At 70.5% G+C, this 17,353-nt stretch carries 21 protein-coding genes; 5 read left to right on the top strand and 16 right to left on the bottom strand.

Translation table 11 applies throughout. The features are described 5' to 3' along the window. Position 1: 1 nt before the first annotated feature. From ACT3CF_RS01940 to ACT3CF_RS01870, 15 genes are all read right to left on the bottom strand, one after another. Positions 2–577: a tail tape measure protein gene (locus tag ACT3CF_RS01940; protein WP_478420048.1), complete on the bottom strand. Its 576-nt coding sequence runs from the start codon at positions 575–577 to the stop codon at positions 2–4. After that, the gene (locus tag ACT3CF_RS01935; RefSeq protein WP_478420047.1) at positions 570–773 is read right to left on the bottom strand and encodes a phage tail assembly chaperone; all 204 of its coding nucleotides are present in this window, start codon (positions 771–773) and stop codon (positions 570–572) included. The genes ACT3CF_RS01940 and ACT3CF_RS01935 overlap by 8 nt, the downstream gene beginning before the upstream one ends. Beyond that, positions 770–1,081: a GTA-gp10 family protein gene (locus tag ACT3CF_RS01930; protein ID WP_478420046.1), complete on the bottom strand. Its 312-nt coding sequence runs from the start codon at positions 1,079–1,081 to the stop codon at positions 770–772. The genes ACT3CF_RS01935 and ACT3CF_RS01930 overlap by 4 nt, the downstream gene beginning before the upstream one ends. Further along, a complete protein-coding gene (locus tag ACT3CF_RS01925; RefSeq protein WP_478420045.1) occupies positions 1,078–1,485 on the bottom strand; it encodes a phage major tail protein, TP901-1 family in 408 nt (135 codons plus the stop codon). The genes ACT3CF_RS01930 and ACT3CF_RS01925 overlap by 4 nt, the downstream gene beginning before the upstream one ends. 52 nt (positions 1,486–1,537) lie before the next feature. Next, positions 1,538–1,939: a tail completion protein gp17 gene (gp17, locus tag ACT3CF_RS01920; RefSeq protein WP_478420044.1), complete on the bottom strand. Its 402-nt coding sequence runs from the start codon at positions 1,937–1,939 to the stop codon at positions 1,538–1,540. Next, a complete protein-coding gene (locus tag ACT3CF_RS01915) occupies positions 1,936–2,187 on the bottom strand; it encodes a hypothetical protein (protein WP_478420043.1) in 252 nt (83 codons plus the stop codon). Before ACT3CF_RS01915 ends, gp17 begins: the two co-directional genes overlap by 4 nt. After that, on the bottom strand, positions 2,184–2,738 hold the full coding sequence (locus ACT3CF_RS01910; protein ID WP_478420042.1) for a head-tail connector protein: 555 nt from the start codon (positions 2,736–2,738) through the stop codon (positions 2,184–2,186). The genes ACT3CF_RS01915 and ACT3CF_RS01910 overlap by 4 nt, the downstream gene beginning before the upstream one ends. An 86-nt stretch (positions 2,739–2,824) precedes the next feature. Next, positions 2,825–3,880 carry a phage major capsid protein gene (locus tag ACT3CF_RS01905; RefSeq protein WP_478420041.1) on the bottom strand — a complete coding sequence of 352 codons (1,056 nt, stop codon included), beginning with the start codon at positions 3,878–3,880 and terminating at the stop codon, positions 2,825–2,827. After that, positions 3,877–4,281 carry an HK97 family phage prohead protease gene (locus tag ACT3CF_RS01900; RefSeq protein ID WP_478420040.1) on the bottom strand — a complete coding sequence of 135 codons (405 nt, stop codon included), beginning with the start codon at positions 4,279–4,281 and terminating at the stop codon, positions 3,877–3,879. The genes ACT3CF_RS01905 and ACT3CF_RS01900 overlap by 4 nt, the downstream gene beginning before the upstream one ends. Continuing rightward, a complete protein-coding gene (locus ACT3CF_RS01895; RefSeq protein WP_478420039.1) occupies positions 4,278–4,586 on the bottom strand; it encodes a DUF6127 family protein in 309 nt (102 codons plus the stop codon). Before ACT3CF_RS01895 ends, ACT3CF_RS01900 begins: the two co-directional genes overlap by 4 nt. 93 nt (positions 4,587–4,679) lie before the next feature. Then, positions 4,680–5,789: a phage portal protein gene (locus tag ACT3CF_RS01890; protein ID WP_478421313.1), complete on the bottom strand. Its 1,110-nt coding sequence runs from the start codon at positions 5,787–5,789 to the stop codon at positions 4,680–4,682. A gap of 51 nt (positions 5,790–5,840) precedes the next feature. Beyond that, positions 5,841–7,163, bottom strand: coding sequence for a DNA-packaging protein (locus ACT3CF_RS01885; protein ID WP_478421312.1), 1,323 nt, complete (start codon positions 7,161–7,163; stop codon positions 5,841–5,843). Between the two features lie 65 nt (positions 7,164–7,228). Next, entirely contained in the window at positions 7,229–7,747 is a 519-nt protein-coding gene (locus ACT3CF_RS01880; protein WP_478420038.1) for a hypothetical protein, read from the bottom strand. A 181-nt stretch (positions 7,748–7,928) separates the two neighbouring features. Then, a complete protein-coding gene (gene dapF, locus ACT3CF_RS01875; protein ID WP_478420037.1) occupies positions 7,929–8,876 on the bottom strand; it encodes a diaminopimelate epimerase in 948 nt (315 codons plus the stop codon). A gap of 137 nt (positions 8,877–9,013) precedes the next feature. Further along, entirely contained in the window at positions 9,014–10,336 is a 1,323-nt protein-coding gene (locus tag ACT3CF_RS01870; protein WP_478420036.1) for a dicarboxylate/amino acid:cation symporter, read from the bottom strand. A 71-nt stretch (positions 10,337–10,407) separates the two neighbouring features. Between ACT3CF_RS01870 and glmM the strand changes: the two genes are divergently transcribed. The 5 genes from glmM to ACT3CF_RS01845 all read left to right on the top strand — a co-directional run bounded on the left by glmM (position 10,408) and on the right by ACT3CF_RS01845 (position 15,391). Next, on the top strand, positions 10,408–11,748 hold the full coding sequence (gene glmM / locus ACT3CF_RS01865; protein ID WP_478420035.1) for a phosphoglucosamine mutase: 1,341 nt from the start codon (positions 10,408–10,410) through the stop codon (positions 11,746–11,748). Between the two features lie 75 nt (positions 11,749–11,823). Beyond that, complete coding sequence (locus ACT3CF_RS01860; RefSeq protein ID WP_478420034.1) at positions 11,824–12,048, top strand: DUF1272 domain-containing protein; 225 nt, start codon at positions 11,824–11,826, stop codon at positions 12,046–12,048. Positions 12,049–12,053: 5 nt separating this feature from the next. After that, positions 12,054–13,250 (top strand): bifunctional hydroxymethylpyrimidine kinase/phosphomethylpyrimidine kinase, encoded by a 1,197-nt coding sequence (thiD, locus tag ACT3CF_RS01855; RefSeq protein ID WP_478420033.1) that lies wholly within the window; start codon positions 12,054–12,056, stop codon positions 13,248–13,250. Positions 13,251–13,285: 35 nt separating this feature from the next. Then, complete coding sequence (locus tag ACT3CF_RS01850; protein ID WP_478420032.1) at positions 13,286–13,915, top strand: ribonuclease HII; 630 nt, start codon at positions 13,286–13,288, stop codon at positions 13,913–13,915. Positions 13,916–14,251: 336 nt separating this feature from the next. Then, complete coding sequence (locus tag ACT3CF_RS01845) at positions 14,252–15,391, top strand: DNA methyltransferase (protein WP_478420031.1); 1,140 nt, start codon at positions 14,252–14,254, stop codon at positions 15,389–15,391. 271 nt (positions 15,392–15,662) lie between these two features. Here ACT3CF_RS01845 and ACT3CF_RS01840 read toward each other — a convergent pair whose 3' ends face one another. Continuing rightward, a complete protein-coding gene (locus ACT3CF_RS01840; RefSeq protein WP_478420030.1) occupies positions 15,663–17,300 on the bottom strand; it encodes a DUF6119 family protein in 1,638 nt (545 codons plus the stop codon). Between the last annotated feature and the right edge of the window lie 53 nt (positions 17,301–17,353).

Below are 17,353 nucleotides of genomic sequence, written 5' to 3'. Positions count from 1 at the left end.
TTCAGGCGCGCTCCAGCGCCGCGCGCACCGTCCGCGCCACCTGCCGCCCCGATTGCGCCAGCGCGCGCGGCGCCGTGTCGGGCGGGGTCTGGATCGTGATCGCGACGCGCACGTCGCGGGCCGTTCCCGCTACGGCGGCGGCGGGCACGATCTGGCCTGCGCTCGTCGGCACGAACAGTTCCGGCCCGCGCTCGCCGACGCGATAGGCGCGCGCCGGGCTCACCGGCCCGCCGGTGGCCCGCCCCGGCGCCCCGCCGAACAGCCCGGCCAGCGCCGCGATCAGCCCCCCGCCCCCGCCGCCGTTCCCGCCGCCGCCGATCAGCGCGTCGATCCCCGATCGCAGCGCGCTCGCGGCAATGTCGTCCATCACCCGCAATACGCCGCGGCGCAGATCCTCGAACCCCAGCCGGCCGTTGCGCACCGCGCGCAACAGCGTCGTCTCGATCGCCGCGCCCGCGCGCTCGGCCCCCGTCACCAGCGGCCCGTCGATCGCCTCGCGCATCGTCGCCACGTCGCGGGCAAAGCCGGCGGTGTCGGCGCGCACGCGCACCACCAGCGTCTCGATCTCGTCATCCATCGGGAAACAGCTCCTTCAGCCGCGCCAGCACCGCCGCGTCTGGCGGCGTGGCATCCTCGGCGCGCGCGGCGGCGACGATCGCGGCGATCTCCGCCGGGGTCGCCGCCCAGAACTGGTCGGGGCTCCAGCCGAGCCACAGCCCCACCATTCCCGCCAGCCGCACCGCCGCCTCGCGGAACGGCGCCGCGCCGCTCATCGTCCGGCCAGGATCTGGCCGATCAGCACGCGCAGCGGCGCCTGGTTCGCCGCCAGCCCGCGCGCCGCGACGCCCTCGGCAAAGGCTTCGCGCGTCAGCCCGGCGGGCGGGTCGGCCAGGCAATGCCAGAACAGCGCCACCGTCTCGGCCAGCGTCAGCCGCGCCTCGGCCGCGCGCTCGGCACAGCCGAACAGCGGCCCCAGCTCGGCCTCGGCGGCAACCAGCGCGGCAAAGCTTGGGCGCAGCACCAGTTGCGTCGCGCCCAGCGTCAGCGCGGCCTCGCCGCGCGCGGGGTTGGCGGCGCTCATGCCGTCACCACCGCGCCGGCGCTTTCGAGGTTGAGCGTATAGCTGCGCTCGCCATTGTAATCGCCGGCATAGTCGAGCCGCGTCACCAGGAAGCGCCCGGTCATCGTCTCGCCGCTCTCGAAGCTCAGGCGATAGCTGTCGATCGTTCCCGTCAGCGCGTTGGCGCGCACGCGCGCCTCGGCGGTCGATCCGGTGAACACCCCCGCCGCCGACACGCTCACTGATCGCACGCCCGCGCCCGACAGCAATTCGCGCCAGCCGCCCGAATCCTTCGACGTGATCGCCACCGCCTCGCCGCTGATGCTCAACTGCGTCGTGCGCAGCCCGGCGACGGTGACGAATCCCGGCGGGATCGCGCCGTCGCTCACCTTCAACAGGAATGCGCTGCCCTTTTCTGCCGCCATCGGCCTTCTCCTTGTTCCGGTGGGTTGCCCTGGGCGCCGTGCCGCGCCGCGCTCACATGCTGCGCAGCATCCGCACGCGCCATTCGCTGATCGCGGCCCAGCGCGCGGCGCCCTCGCGCAGCACGCGGCTGCGCATCAGCAGCCGCCCGACGATCCGCCAGCCTTCGCCGATCTCGGCGGGCATCGCCTCGATCGCCGCCTCGGCCTCGCCGATCAGTTCGCGCAGCCGTTCGGGCCGCTCGCCCGTGTCGCGCACGAACAGCGCGATGCGCCCCTCGCGCCCCTGCTGGTCCTTGGTGCCCCAGTCGGTCAGCACCGGGTCGTCGACGACGACAAAGGGGTGCAGCGCGCGCACCGGCGGCGCGTCGTGGATCGCGGTCACGCCCTCGGCGAGCGGGGGATGCGCGCGCAGCGCCGCCGCCATCGCGGCGTGCAATCGGCGGTTCGCGCTCATCGCAGCCATCCTCCGATCCAGCGTGTCGCCGCGTCGTCCATCCAGCGCCGCACCAGCCCGCGCCCGCGCAGCCGCACCTCGACGCCCGCGCCCCCCGCCGCCTCGGTTACCGACGCCGCGACGCCGGGCATCTGCACCCGCGCGGCCGCCGCGACGCGCGCCGCCGCCGCGCGGGCCGCGCCTTCGCCCGCGGCGGCGCCCCGGCGCGCGATCGTCGCGAACGCCCCGAATCGCGTCCCGCCGCTCATCGCCGCACCTCGCATCCGATCCGCAGCCGCCGCCACGGCCGCCACAGCGCCGCGATCGCCGCGGGCGGCATCGCGCCCAGCGCGCGCGCCTCGAACAGATGCGCAATCAGCAGCACCAGTCCCTGCGCGATCGCGGGGGGCAGCCCGTCCCAGCCGGCGGTCAGTCCCGCGGCATAATGGACGCGCACGCGCCCCGCCGCGCCCGGTGCGACGATCCGCACCCATCCCGTCTGCGCGGCGTCGATGTCGAGCTGATAGGCGTCGACCGGCAGCGCGAACGCCGCGCCGTCGGCGGGCAGCCCCTCGACGCGCGTGATCGCCGCCACCGGCGCCGCGGCCAGCCGCTGCCAGCGCGCGCCGCCCGCGCCCAGCGTCTCCGCATGGTCGCGCAGGATCAGCGTGCGCCCCGTGAACGCCTCGGCCAGCGCCAGCGCGGCGGCGGCCTGGCCCTCGATCGCGGCATCCTCGGCCGCGCCATCGATCCGCAGATGCGCCTTGGCCGCGTCGCGCGCAGCCGCCAGCGCCGCCGCCGGAAAGGGCGGTGCAGTCATGTTGCTCTCCTTGAACGGTGCGGGGGATGGATCGCCGGTCCGGCCCCGCCGCCCGCGCGGGCGACGGGGAACCGGCGCGGCCGCGGTCAGGCGGCGGCGAACTTCATCAGCTTGATCGCCTCGGCATTGATGACCGCGCCGCCGACGCGCTTGGTGGCATAGAAATGCACGAACGGCTTGTGCGTATACGGATCGCGCAGGATCTGCGTCTCGCGCCGCTCGGCGATCAGATAGCCCGCCTGGAAGTTGCCGAACGCGATCGCCGCCGTCCCCGCGCCGATGTCGGGCATGTCCTCGGCCTCGACCACCGGATAGCCGAGCAGCGTCGCCGGCTGCCCCGCCGCGATGCCCGGCGTCCACAGGAACGCGCCGTCGCTCGTCTTGAACTTGCGGATGCGCGCCAGCGTCGTCGCGTTCATCACCCACACCGCGCCCTGGCGGTACGGCGCGCGCAGCGCCTGGACCAGGTCGATCAGCCGCTCCTCGGGCGCGCTCCCGAACGCGCCCGCCGCGCCGCTCGGCAGATACTGGATCGTCCCGAACGGCCGCGTCGCGTCGCCCGTCGTCGCGACCGGCTGCTGCAGGAAGCCGCGCGGCTTGTTCACCCCGTCACCGTTGACGAACGCCGCCCCCTCGGCGCGCGCGAATTCGTGCGCGATCTCGCCCGCCAGCCATGCCTCGACGTCGAACGCGGCATCGTCGAGCATCGTCTGCGTCGCCGCCGGGTTGGCATAGAGTTCGCCCGACGGCGGCACGATCTCGGCCAGGCTGGGCGTCGCCGTCTCGGGCCGTGCGTCGGCCTCGCCCGCCCAGCCCGCGGGGGTGCCGCCCGTCGCCACCAGCCGGCGATACCCCGCCGAACCCACCGCCACCACCTGCGCGATCGCGCGGATCGGCGACACCGATTTCAGGATCGAATCGATCTGCGCGTCGATCTCCTCGGGCACCGCGACGCCGCCGGTCGCGTCGCCGGTCCCCGCCATCGCCTTCATCTCGATCGCGCCCTGCCCGGCGCGGACGAAGCGCTCGAACGCCCCCGTCGCCGGCATCGCCGCGCCCGCCAGCATCGGCCGCACCGCGGGCCGCGCGCCCTCCACCTCGGCAAAGCTCGCCGCCAGCGCTTCGTTGATCGCGTCGCTCATGCTCGTCTCCCTCCGCTTGGATTGCACGCCGTCCCGGCGACGGCGTGGATGCGCGCCAGCGGCTGCATCGGCGCCGTCACCAGGCTCACCTCGATCAGTTCGACCTTCAGCAGTTCGCGCCGCGCGCGCTGGCGCGTGGCGATCGCGCGATAGCCGAAGGACAGGCCCGTCACCCGCCCTTCGGCCACCGCCGCCGCCGGCGCGGGCGCGTCGATCCGCCCGATCACGCGCAGCCCGCGGCCGTCCTCGGCCAGCGCCTCGATCGCGCCCACCGCCGCCCCGCCATGCTGCCACAGGATCGGCACCGCGCCCGCGCCGGCAAAGGCGCCCGCGCGCACCACGTCGCCGCCGCGGTCGGGGACGTCGAACACCGCGGCATAGCCGGCAAAGCGCAGGCTCATTTGAGCCAGCCGGGAAAGCCCAGCTTCACCGCCAGCCCGACGAGCAGCAGCGCCGCCACCATCCGCCCGGCCCAGGCGAACACCGCGCGCACCGCCGATCGCTTGGCGTCGCGCCACGCGCCCAGCAGCTCGCGCAGCTCGGCCATGTCCTTGCCCGCCTGCCCGTCCTCCAGGCCCAGCCGCGCCAGCGCGCGCGCCGCGCCCACCGCGCCGGCCTCCTCGGCGATCGCGCGCGCGGTCGCCACGTCGCATCCCTCGGCGGCAGCCTGTTCGATCAGCTGCGCCAGCACCGTCTCCTCACGCATGTCGTCCCTCCTGGTTGCGGGCGGCGTCGCGCCGCCGCATTCGGTCCCCGCCCCGAAAGTCCGGGCCGATCGCCCGGCGCCCCCCACGCCCTTTCAGCCTTCGATCCCCAGCATCGCGCGCTTCTCGGCGGGGGTCAGGAAATCGGCCGCGCTCACCTGGCGCCACAGCCGCTCGCGCTCCTCGGCCAGCACCAGCACCTGGTTCAGGTCGACGTCGAGCCGCGCCTCGGGGAACCACGGCGTCACCGCCTGCGCGATCGCCTCCAGCACCATCCGCGCCAGCGGCAGCACCGTCGATCGCCACAGCGCGCGGTTGGCCTCGCGGTAATTGGCGTGGGTGTTGTCGCCCGGCATCCCCAGCAACAGCGGCGGCACGCCGAACGCCAGCGCGATCTCGCGCGCGGCATTGGCCTTCAGCGCGACGAAATCCATCTCGGCCGGGGTGATGCTCATCGCCTGCCAGCGCAGCCCGCCTTCGAGCAGCATCGGCCGCCCGGCATTGGCCGCGCCGGCAAAGCCCGCCTCCATCTCGCCGCGCAGCCGCTCGAACTGCTCGCGCGTCATCGCCGATCCGTCGCCGGGGTCATAGACGAGCGCCCCCGACGGCCGCGCCGCATTGTCGAGCAACGCCTTGTTCCACCGCGTCGCGGCGTTGTGGATCGCCACCGCGCCCGCCGCCGCGCCCAGGCAGCCCAGCCCGTAATGGTCGTCGCCGGGATTGATCGTGCGCAGGTGCAGCAGTTGCGGCCGGCCTGCCGCATCCTCGGCCGCCACGCGCGTCGTCCGCGCGCCCACGCGATAGCGATAGGCGACCGGCCAGCCGTCGGCGTCGCATTCGATGCTCACCCGCTCGGGGCGCAGCGGGAACAGCATCGCCACCGCGCCCGCGCCGTCGGTGACGATCTGCACATAGGCATTGCCGTGGAGCATCAGGTGCGCCGCCACCGTCTCCAGCAACGGCACCCCCGATATGCGCTGCGACACCAGCGCGATCAGCGCGGGGTCGCTCGCCGTCATCGGCACGCGCGCCACCTCGTCGCTGACGATCCGCACCGCGCGCTGCACCACGGGGTTGCCGCCCATCGCCTCGCGCAACTGCGCGTCATAGGATCGCGGCCAGTCGCCCGCCGCCATCGCCGATCCGCCGCTGCCCAGCGGCACGCGCGCGCCCTCGCGCCCGGCCTTTCGCCCGAACCACTTCATCACCGCCCTCCGCCTGATATCGAAAATCGCCGCCGCGCCGCCGCCGCGGGCTCAGAGCGTCCGGACCGCGCCCGGCGGACGCGGGTTGAGCAACAGCGCGTCGATCGCCCACACCGCCGCGTCGGCGCGGTCGGGCGATCGCCCCGGCCCGGCATAGCCGCCGCCCATCTGCAGCGCGCAAAGCTGGTCCTCGAGCTGCGGGAACGCGCCCGCGTGCCACACGCGCCCGGCCTCATAGAGCATCGCCACCGGCTCGGCGCGCACCGCCTTGCCGTGCCGCGCGTGCACCAGCCGCACGGGCAACCCCGCCTCGGCCGCCTTCAGCACGCTCGTCACCATCTTCCCGCCCTGGTTCGCCTCGGCGACCACCTGGTCGGCGGCGTGGCGCGCGGCACAGGCGGCGACCGCCCGCGCCCAGCGTTCGGGAACGCACGCCGCGACGCTCGCATCCTCCAGGATGTAACCATGGCCGTCGCGCCCGATCCCCGCCGCGACGATCCCGCATTCGTCGCCGGTCGCGCCCGCGGGCGGGTCGACCCCCACCACGATCCGCACCAGCTCGGGCGCCGCCGCCACGCGCCGCGCCTCGATCAGCGCGCGCGTCCACAACGCGCCCTCGACCTCCTCGATCAGCTCGCCGTCCAGCTCCTGCCGGCCCAGCCGCGTGCCCGCGAACTCGGCCTCCACCGCCGCGACGAACCCGGGCGCCAGCCACGGATTGTCGCGCGTCCGCCCGTGGGTCTCGACCGCGTCGGGCATCGCCATCACCCGCCGCAACAGCCGCACCGGGCGGGGCGTCGTCGTCACCAGCACGCGCGGCTGCGTCCCCAGCCGCAGCCCCAGCATCAGATTGTCCCACGCCGCGTCGCCGAACCGGCCCCATTTCGCCAGCTCGTCGCACCAGGCGACATGATGCTCCGGCCCGCGCAGTGCCTCGGGCGCGTGCGCCGAATAGACATAGCCGCGCGCGCCCGACGGAAAGCGCAGCTCGCCGCGCGTGCGGTTCCACCCGATCGCCTCGTCGTCGCGCGCCACCGCCAGCAGCCCGCTCGCCCCCTCGACCATCACGCGCCGCGCGTCGTCGAGCGTCGCGCCGACCAGCGCGATCCGCGCATCGGCGCGCCGCCGCGCATAGTCGCTCACCCATTCGGCGCCCGCGCGCGTCTTGCCGAAACCGCGCCCGGCGCGGATCAGCCACACGCGCCAGTCGCCCGGCGGCGGCCGCTGGCCGGCGTGCGCCCAGCGCGACCATCGCGTCGCCAGCTCGCGCTTGTGCACGACGGGCAGCGCCGCCAGCACCGCCTCGCGCGCCGCCTCGGGCAGCGCGGCCAGCGCCGCGACCGGATCGTCGCCCGCCACTGCCGCGTCCGCCACCGCCGCGTTCGCCACCACCGCGTCCGCCACCGCCCCGGCCGTCGCGCCGGGTCCGGCCGCGCCGCTCACCGCGCGCGTCCGCCCGGCCCCGCCAGCAGGCGGAGCTGTTGCCGCAGCAGCGCGTCGGTGTCCGCCGCGCTCACCCGCGGCGCGGGCATCGCGGCATCGCCGGCGCCGCGCGCCGCCGCGTCCGTCGGGCCGCGTTCGGCACGCGCCTCGCCCTGCCGCGCGCGGTGCCGCGCCAGCAACAGCATCGCCAGCGCATAATCGTCCTTGCCCGCCCGCGCGCCGCTCGCCGCGTCGGTGTCGAGCACCGCCAGCGTGCGCCGCAACAGCGCCTGTTCCAGCCGTTCATAGGCGGTCATCACCGCGATCGCCCATTCCCCCGCGAACGCCGGCTCGCGCCGCCGCAGCGTCTGGAAATAGGCCAGGCTCGATCCTGCCGCCGCGGCCGCCGCGACCGGATCGCCGCATTCGGTCAGCCGCGCCAGAAATCGCCGCGATTTCTTGACCATCCGGTCCTTGCGCCGCGCCGACACATCGACGCGCGGGCGCAGGTCGTCGCCCGACAACACAGGGTGCATCGCTCGCTCTCCCTATCGGCTGGACAGCAAAACGGGCCGAAAGGCGTCGCCGCCCCGGCCCGTTTCGATCTGCTGGCTGCGACCCGGCCCGACCGGCGCGAGTCGCAATTTCTCAGTGTTGCATAGCTGTACCGGATCAGCGTGACGATGTCAAGCGCTTTTATCCTATTTGGTTATCTGCTCACGCCCGCAGCGCGGCGAGCGCCGCCTCCCACGCCGCGACCTCGTCGTACCGGCGGGCATGGATGTTGGGCACGCCCGCGCTCGCCGCGGCCAGGTCGACCTCGACCGTCGCATCGTACAGAAAGCTCGCATTGCCGCTGATCGTGACGACGCGCTCGGCGCTCGCGCGGCCGCGCACCAGCCCGCCCTTGTTGAACACGCGCACCTCGGTCCCGAACGCGATCCGCCCGGTCAGCCCGGCAGCCAGCGTCGATGCCGCCATCGCGCTGCCGCAGCTGTCGGTCAGCCCGACGCCGCGCTCATAGGTGCGCACGAACAGCGCATCGGCGCCGCGCAGCTCGACGAACGACACGTTGGCGCGCGCCGGGATCAGCGCCGGCCCCGCCTCGCACCAGTCGCCCAGCGCGACCAGCGCCGCCTCGTCGACCGTCTCGACAAAACGGACCAGGTGCGGGTTGGGCATCGCGATCGCGGTAAAGCGCCCCGCATCGGGCAGCCCGGGGATCGCCGCGTCGATCACCGGCGCGTCGATGCCCACCAGCCCCACCGCCGCCGGCTCGATCGCCGCCGGCCCGGCGACGGTGCGGATCGTCACGACGCCCGGCGCGATCGGCGCCTCGCGCGCAACCTCGGCGGTGCTGGTTTTCAGCCGCACGCGCGCATGGTCGATCCCCAGCGCCTCGAACCCCGCGCGCGCGACGCAGCGCAGCCCGTTCAGGCACGTCTCGGCCTCGCTGCCGTCGGGGTTGAGCATCCGCATCCCGAACGCGCAATCGGCGTCGCCCTCGGTCAGCAACAGGATGCCGTCGCCGCCCACCGGCCCGTCGCGATCGGCGAGCGCGCGCGCCACCGCGCGCCATTCGCCGTCGCTCAGCCGCATCGCGCGCGCGTCGATCAGCGGAAAGTCGTTCCCCGAACCATGGCATTTGACAAAGGCGATCTGCATGGCGGCCTCTCTAGGCGGTCGCGCGGCGGAAGGAAACGGTCCGCATGGACAGGCCGCGCCCCGTCGTCCCGCCAACGCACGGCCCGGCGCAACGGCCCCCGCCTGCGCGCTCGGCGCGGGCGTGAACCCCGCGCCGTTCAGCCCTGTTCGAGCAGCGCGTCGGCCTCGCTCGCGCCGTCGCGGGCATCGGCGCGCTCGGCGATCGCGGCGGTCACCGCCACGTCCATCGTCACATTGCCCAGCGTGCGGACGATGTCGGGCAGCGTCTCGACCGCGACGAGCAGCGCCAGCGGCTCGACCGGCACGCCCATCACCACCGCGATCGGCGCGATCGAGCTGATATAGCTGATCGTGCCGGGCAGGCTCACCGCGCCCATCGTCGTCAGCGCCGCCGCCGCGACGCCCGCGGCAAGCTGCGTCGGCCCCAGCGGCACGCCGAATACATGGCCGACATAGATCGCGACCGCCAGGTTCATCGCCGGCCCGGTCGCACGGAACAGCGCGACCGCCAGCGGCAGCACCACGCCTGCGGTCGCGACCGGCACCTTCAGCGCCTCGGTGCCGCGCAGCATCGCGGGCAGCGAGGCGAGCGACGACTGGGTGCTGATCGCCACCGCCTGTGCGGGGCCGGTCGCGCGGATCAGGTCGCGCAGCCGCACGCGCCCGCCGATCACGCCGACCGGATAGGCGAGCGCCCAGACCAGCGCGCCCACCGCGCTCACGATCGCGACATAATGGAGCAGCGCGCCGAACGCGGCGGTGCCCGCGCGCGCGCCGACGGCATAGGACAGCGCGAACACGCCCAGCGGCGCCAGCCACAGCACCCAGGTGATGACGATCAGCATCGCGTCGGCCAGCGCGCGGAACACGCCGGTCAGCACCGTGCGCTGCTCCTCGGGCAGCCGCGTGACGGCAAAGGCGAACACCGTGGTAAAGACGATCAGCGGCAGGAACGCGTCGTTCGCCGCGGCGCTCACCGGGTTGACCGGGATCAGCGCGGTGATGAAGCTCGCGAACGACGGCATCTCGCCCGCGGGGGCCGCCGCGCGGAAGCTCGCGCGCAGCGCCGTCGTCGCGTCGTGCGACAGCGGCCACAGCTCGAGCAGCATCGGCGTGACCAGCCCGGCCATCGCCGACGTGCCCCACAGGATCGCCAGGAACGCCAGGATCGACCGCGTCGCCAGCCGTCCCGCGCGCGCCGCCTCGGCGGTCTGCGCGATGCCGGTGACGAGCAGCCCGACGACCAGCGGCACGATCGTCATGCGCAGCCCGTTGAGCCACATCGTGCCCACCGGCTCGATCGCGGCGGCCCAGCGCAGCGCCGCCTCGGGCGCCGCGCGCGCGGCGGCGATGCCCGCGACCAGCCCGATCACCAGCGAGACCAGGATGCGCAGCGGCGGCGAAAGTCGGCCGATCGTCAGGCGGACCGGCGAAAGAAGAACACGGATCGTTTGCGACATGCTCGCCCTTTGTGGTTTTCGCCGCTAGTACGACAGGCGCAAGCGGCCACAAGGGCGTGAGATTAAGGCTGATGGCAAGAAAATATTTCGGGACGGACGGAATCCGGGGGGCGACCAACCTCGCGCCGATGACGGCGGCGATGGCGATGAAGGTCGGCATGGCGGCGGGCGCGCATTTCCGGCGCGGCGATCACCGCCACCGCGTGGTGATCGGCAAGGACACGCGGCTGTCGGGCTATATGCTCGAAAACGCGATGGTCGCGGGGTTCACCAGCGTCGGCATGGACGTGGTGCTCGTGGGGCCGATGCCCACGCCCGCGGTGGCGATGCTCACCCATTCGATGCGCGCCGATCTCGGCGTGATGATCTCGGCGAGCCACAATCCGTTCGCCGACAACGGCATCAAGCTGTTCGGCCCCGACGGGTTCAAGCTGTCCGACGCCGACGAACTCGCGATCGAGGCGCTGATCGACGGCGACGTGCCGCTTGCCGCGTCGGCGGACATCGGCCGGGCGCGCCGGGTCGAGGACGCGCGCGGCCGCTACATCCATTTCGCCAAGTCGACCTTCCCCTCGGACCTGACGCTCGACGGGCTCAAGGTCGTGGTCGATTGCGCCAACGGCGCCGCCTATCAGGTCGCGCCCTCGGCGCTGTGGGAACTCGGCGCCGACGTCGTCTCGATCGGCGTCGAACCCAATGGCAAGAACATCAACGCGGGCGTCGGCTCGACCGCGCCCGACGTGCTGTGCGAAACCGTCGTGGCCAGCGGCGCGGCGATCGGCATCGCGCTCGACGGCGACGCCGACCGGCTGATCGTCGTCGACGAAAGCGGCCGCGTGATCGACGGCGATCAGCTGATGGCGCTCATCGCCACCGGCTGGGCGCGGCGCGGGCGGCTCGCGGGCGGCGGGCTCGTCGCGACGGTGATGTCCAATCTCGGGCTCGAACGCCATCTCGCGGCGCAGGGGCTCGGGCTCGTCCGCACCAAGGTCGGCGACCGCTATGTCCTCGAAAAGATGCGCGCCTCGGGCTACAATGTCGGCGGCGAACAGAGCGGGCACATCATCCTGTCGGACTATGCGACCACCGGCGACGGGCTCGTCGCCTCGCTTCAGGTGCTGGCGGAAATCGTCCGCGCGGGCGCACCCGCCAGCGAGGTGCTCCACCGTTTCGAACCGCTGCCGCAGTTGCTCAAGAATGTGCGCTTCAAGGGCGGCAAGCCGCTCGAGGACGATCGCGTCCGCGACGCCATCGCCGCGGCCGAGGCCGAACTCGGCGCGCACGGCCGCCTCGTCATCCGCGCCTCGGGCACCGAACCCGTGATCCGCGTCATGGCGGAGGGCGACGATCGCGGCCAGGTCGAGGCGATCGTCGATCGCGTGTGCGACGCGGTGCGCGCCGCCGCGGCCTGATCGCGCGGCTGGAACATTGGGACCGGACCCGGCGCGGCGCGACGCCGTCCGGGCGGCCCGGGTAGGGGAGTGACGATGCTCGAAATGCGGCCCGACTGCGAACGCTGCGGCACCGATCTGCCGGCCAATGTGCACGGCGCGTTCATCTGCTCGTTCGAATGTACCTTCTGCGCCGAATGCGCCGATGCGCTCGACGAACGCTGCCCCAATTGCGGCGGCGAGCTGATGGACCGCCCCACGCGCGTCGGCCAGGCGCTGCGCGATCATCCCGCCGCCACCGCCCGGCGCCATCAGGGGTAACGGCCATGACCGCACGCATCCTCATCATCGCCGGGTCCGATTCGGGCGGCGGCGCGGGCATCCAGGCCGATCTGCGCACCGTCACGATGCTCGGCGGCCATGCGATGACCGCGATCACCGCGATCACCGCGCAGAACACGCTCGGCGTCGATGCCGTCCATCCCGTCCCCACCGACATGGTGCTGGCCCAGATCGACGCGGTCGTGCGCGACATCGGCGTCGACGCGGTCAAGATCGGCATGATCGGCTCGGCGCGCACCGCCGCCGCGGTCGCCGAACGGCTCGCCGACCTGCCCGGCGTGCCGGTGGTGTTCGACCCGGTGATGGTCGCCTCCAGCGGCGCGGTGCTCGCCGACGAGGCGACGATCGCCGCGTTCGAACGGCTGATGGCGCGCGCCACCGTCGCCACGCCCAACCTGCCCGAGCTCGAGGCGCTCGTCCGCCGCCCGCTGATCGACGCCGCGGCCCAGCGCGCCGCCGCGCGCGCGCTCGCCGACGACCATGGCTGCGCGCTGCTGGTCAAGGGCGGCCACGTCCCCGGCCCCCAGGTCGTCGACCGGCTCTTTTCGGTCGATCCCGACGATCCGCCCGAAATCGAATGGAGCGATCCGCGCATCGACACGGTGCACAGCCACGGCACCGGCTGCTCGCTCGCCTCGGCGATCGCGTGCGGGCTCGCCGCCGAATGGGATCTGCCCGAAGCCGTCGGCCGCGCGCGCCGCTTCGTCCGCATCGCGATGCGCGAGGCGCCGGGGCTCGGCCGCGGCCACGGCCCGATGGGGCATCATTCGGTGCGGCTCGATCTCAACATGAGCTTCTTCGAACCGATGCTCAACCAGGTCACCGTCCCCGCCGACGATCTCGCCGCCAGCGAGCGCTTCTACCGCGTGCTCGGGCTGCGCCAGATCGTCCGCGCGCACCCGCGCTATGCCCGGTTCGAGGCCGAAGGCGGCGCCACCTTCTCGATCGAGGCGCGCGACGAGATGCCCGGCGGCCCCGTCACCTATTTCGAATGCGGCGATCTCGACGTCACCGTCGCCTATCTCCAGCAACAGGGCGTCCGCTTCGACCAGGAGCCGACCGACCGCAAATGGGGCTGGCGCGAGGCGCGGCTGCGCGATCCGGCGGGCAACGCGCTGTGCCTCTATCAGGCGGGCGAGATGCGCCGCTTCCCGCCGTGGCGGATCGACGCCGACGCATGACCGCCCCGCCCCGTCCCCGTCCCGGTTCGCGCCCGATGTCCGGCCTTCCCGATTTCAGCTTCGAACGCCGCCACGCCGGCCCCGTGGTGGGGGTCGACGAGGCCGGGCGCGGCCCGCTCGCCGGTCCCGTCGTCGCGGCGGCGGTGCGGCTCGATCCCGATTGCCTGCCCGACGGCATCAACGATTCAAAGGCGCTCACCGCCGCCCGCCGCGCCCGCCTCGCGGCCGAGCTGCTGCGCTGCGCCCGGGTCGGCATCGGCATCGCCACGGTCGAGGAGATCGATTCGCTCAACATCCTGTGGGCGTCGATGCTCGCGATGCGCCGCGCGGTCGACGCGCTCGGCTTCGCGCCGGCGATGGTGCTCGTCGACGGCAATCGCTGCCCCGACTGGCCGCACCCCAGCGAGGCGATCGTCGGCGGCGACGCGCGCTGCCTCTCCATCGCGGCGGCGTCGATCGTCGCCAAGCATCATCGCGACACGCTGATGATCGAATATGACGCGCGCTATCCCGGCTATGGCTGGGCGAGCAACAAGGGCTATGGCGCCCGCGCGCATCAGGAGGCGCTGCGCCGCCTCGGCCCCACCCCGCTCCACCGGCGCAGCTTCGCGCCCGTCGCGCAGGCGGAGCTCGATTTCGGCCCGGCGATCCGCGCCGCCGAATAGCGCGCGCCCCGGCGCCACCGCCCCACCCGAGCACCCCGCGCCCCGGCGCCGCCGCCCTCCGGCATTTTGCGCATCGCCGGGGGTGGCGCCGCCCCGGCCAATCGGTTAACGCCCGCTCCCCGCGCAAAACCGCCGGACTGAGTCTTTTTTGCAACACCACCAGCGCTTGAGCCTGTGGATAAGCTGTTGACTCAATATCTGGTTGCGCGCCGCGCCGTTCGGCCCGTTGCGGCCGCTTTGCGCCGGGACTCGCGGATTCCCGCGCAAAACCGGCGTCTTGACGGCGGACTCGCCACCCGACGAATAGGCTGTTCTTCAACAGGGAGTTCGGTCGCGATGGGGGTGTTGGAAAAGGTTAAGGCGCGGACGCGCACGGCGATCGGACCGGCGATCGAACCGGCGGCGCTGCTGCCGCTCGACACCATCCTGATGCGCGACTGTGTCGAGGCGATGCGCTCGCTGCCCGACAAGTCGATCGACCTGATCTTCGCCGACCCGCCCTATAATCTCCAGCTCGGCGGCGACCTCTATCGCCCCGACGGGAGCCAGGTCGACGCCGTCGACGACGATTGGGACAAGTTCGACACCTTCGCCGCCTATGACGCCTTCACCCGCGCCTGGCTGGCCGAGGCGCGCCGCATCCTCAAGGACGACGGCACGATCTGGGTGATCGGCAGCTATCACAACATCTTCCGCGTCGGCACCGCGGTGCAGGATCTGGGCTTCTGGATCCTCAACGACATCATCTGGCGCAAGGCGAACCCGATGCCCAATTTCAAGGGCACGCGCTTCACCAACGCGCACGAAACGCTGATCTGGGCGTCGAAGGGCGAAAAGGCGCGCTACACCTTCAACTATCGCTCGATGAAGACGCTCAACGACGAGCTTCAGATGCGCTCGGACTGGGAGTTCCCGATCTGCGGCGGCCAGGAACGGCTCAAGAAGGACGGGGTCAAGGTTCACCCGACGCAAAAGCCCGAGGCGCTGCTCTATCGCATCCTGCTCGCCTCGACCAAAAAGGGCGACGTCGTGCTCGATCCGTTCTTCGGCACCGGCACCACCGGCGCGGTCGCGCGGCGTCTCGGCCGCCGCTGGATCGGGATCGAGCGCGAGCCCGGCTATTGCGAGGCGGCGCTCGAACGCATCGCCGACGCGCTGCCGCTCGACGAATCGGCGCTGACGACGATGCAGGCGCCCAAGGCCGCGCCGCGCGTCGCCTTCGGCCAGCTCGTCGAAAACGGCTATCTCGCCCCCGGCACCGTCCTCACCGATTCGCGCCGCCGCTTCCAGGCGATCGTCGGCGCCGACGGCTCGCTGCGCGCGGGCACCGCCACCGGCTCGATCCACAAGCTCGGCGCGACGCTTCAGGGCGCGCCCTCGTGCAACGGCTGGACCTTCTGGCACTTCGAAGCCGACGGCACCCTCCAGCCGATCGACGCCCTCCGCCAAACCTACCTCCTCGCGACCCAGCCCTGACGGGGGCGGCGGGCGAGGCGTCCTCATCGCGTCCGCCCGCCAGCGCACCTATCGGAATATAGCGCCCCCAAGAAAATCCTATCATCTCAAGCAGCTCGCGACTGCCCCTCACGCCATAATCAAACCACGGCCTTCGGCTTCAGCAAAGCAATCAGGCCGACAATGCGCGCGATCTTTACGATTTCTGTCCCTAATTCGGCAATTAGATGAGCAGTCGGATGATATTTTAAGCGCTCACGGCTAACAGATTGCTCGTTAAGATGAACAAAATCTATTGATTTTGCTTCTTCGGCTTTACCCCTTCGCCTGCACCAGCCTTTCGAATCCACGAGAACGCAAGCTTGTAACCGAGCTCGTCTTTGATATGGCGAGCAGCCTGACGGAACGCGATGAGGCTGAAGAATGGGAGCTTCGGTTCCTTCCCGTGAGTGGTGTTCGCTAGTACACCGAACACAACCTTGAAGTCCCCAGGGCTCCACTCGGCACCCTCTGCCGGGATTAACGCCGCGTAATCAGCGCGGCCGAGCTGCCCTTCGATCAATTTACGAAACTCCGCCCGAAACACACTATCTCGCTTGAACGTGACCGCTGAAACAAGTCCCTGATTGAACAAATGACTCAGCCTTGACGAAGCGGTCTTGTCTTTCACATGGACGAATCGCCTATCCCTGCCCAAAAAATCGCAAACTTCAATCGAAGAAGATGCACCACTTGGCTTGACAAGCTTTCGGTCGAGACAGAGCATTTCTTCTTTAGAAGCTGAGAGACGCTCATTGTAGCGCTCCTCATTTTCTCCTGCGTTGGCTTCAGGAAGCTCCACCTTTTCAGCCTGATCAAAAAATGCCTGTACCTCTTTGGCCAGATCATCAGCGATTCGATACCATCTCCCACCAGATAGCACATAATTAGCTTCGTCAAGCTGCGCTTCAAACACCAATGATTCATGTATCGGCCAGCTATTTCCGATAATTTGCCCCGTATCGTCACACTCTTGAATGGTGTGAGCCCTTAAACAATCCGGAGTAATATCGGTTAGTCCTCTTTTCTTGAGGCCGCTCAGATAATGCTCGATCTCAAGATCTGGAAAAATTTCTCTCAGGCCAAAACCTCTGAAGCGGACCCAGCCAAGCTTTTCGGGATCATAAATTGATGGATAAGCTAATGCGATATCATCAGCCCGCCCCAACCCGGCTGAAAGTGCGTTCGTAAGCGCCTTCGCCAATTCCTCATCTAATTTCGCAATTTGGTCGACTTCCCTAACGTGCCGAATATGATCAATCCAGCCAAACTCCTTTTTATAATCCTCTGCAAAATATAACTTAAGCGATTCCGAACATATTTTCGGAAGATCCTCTAACATAACTTTACGTCGCACCGTGAGCGCGTCCGCACCGGATACTTTTGAAGCGAACAACTTGTCTTTTGGCTCGCCATGCAGCCCGCGCACAATATCACGCTCAGGATCAATGTCAAAAATAGTATGCTCTGAACTACGGCTAGCCTGCGACCTACGGCTAACAGTATTACTGTCTGGCGTTCGGATATCAGCACTTTTGAGCTTCGTGTGATCAACTGAATTGAGAACAACTTTGAGACCAAAATCCTGCTCTATCACGGCAGGATCTAGTTTGCTGTGCCCCAATCCAAATGCGATCGCGAACCACCGATTTTCAACGTGAAGAAAAACAAGCCCATACGCGAATCGCTGATAGAGGCTTTCCCTCTCCTCGTCTTTCAGTGCGAGCAAATCAGTCCACGATGGCGGATTACCGCCAACATGCCCCGTAACGATCTTGGCTCCTTCGAAGGCTGGCCAGGGACGGAGAATCACACCTTCTCTAACTGCGTCTTCGGGCTGCTTGCCGTCTCGAAGCAGACGGACTGTGATGCTCCGTGTCTTCTCAATCATATTCGCTCCTTTCCATATTTTTGAAGCGATATTTTGATAACCTCAAGTATATA

This window comes from Sphingomonas chlorellae, assembly GCF_056485145.1.
This window is presented reverse-complemented; position numbering and strand designations above follow the sequence as displayed.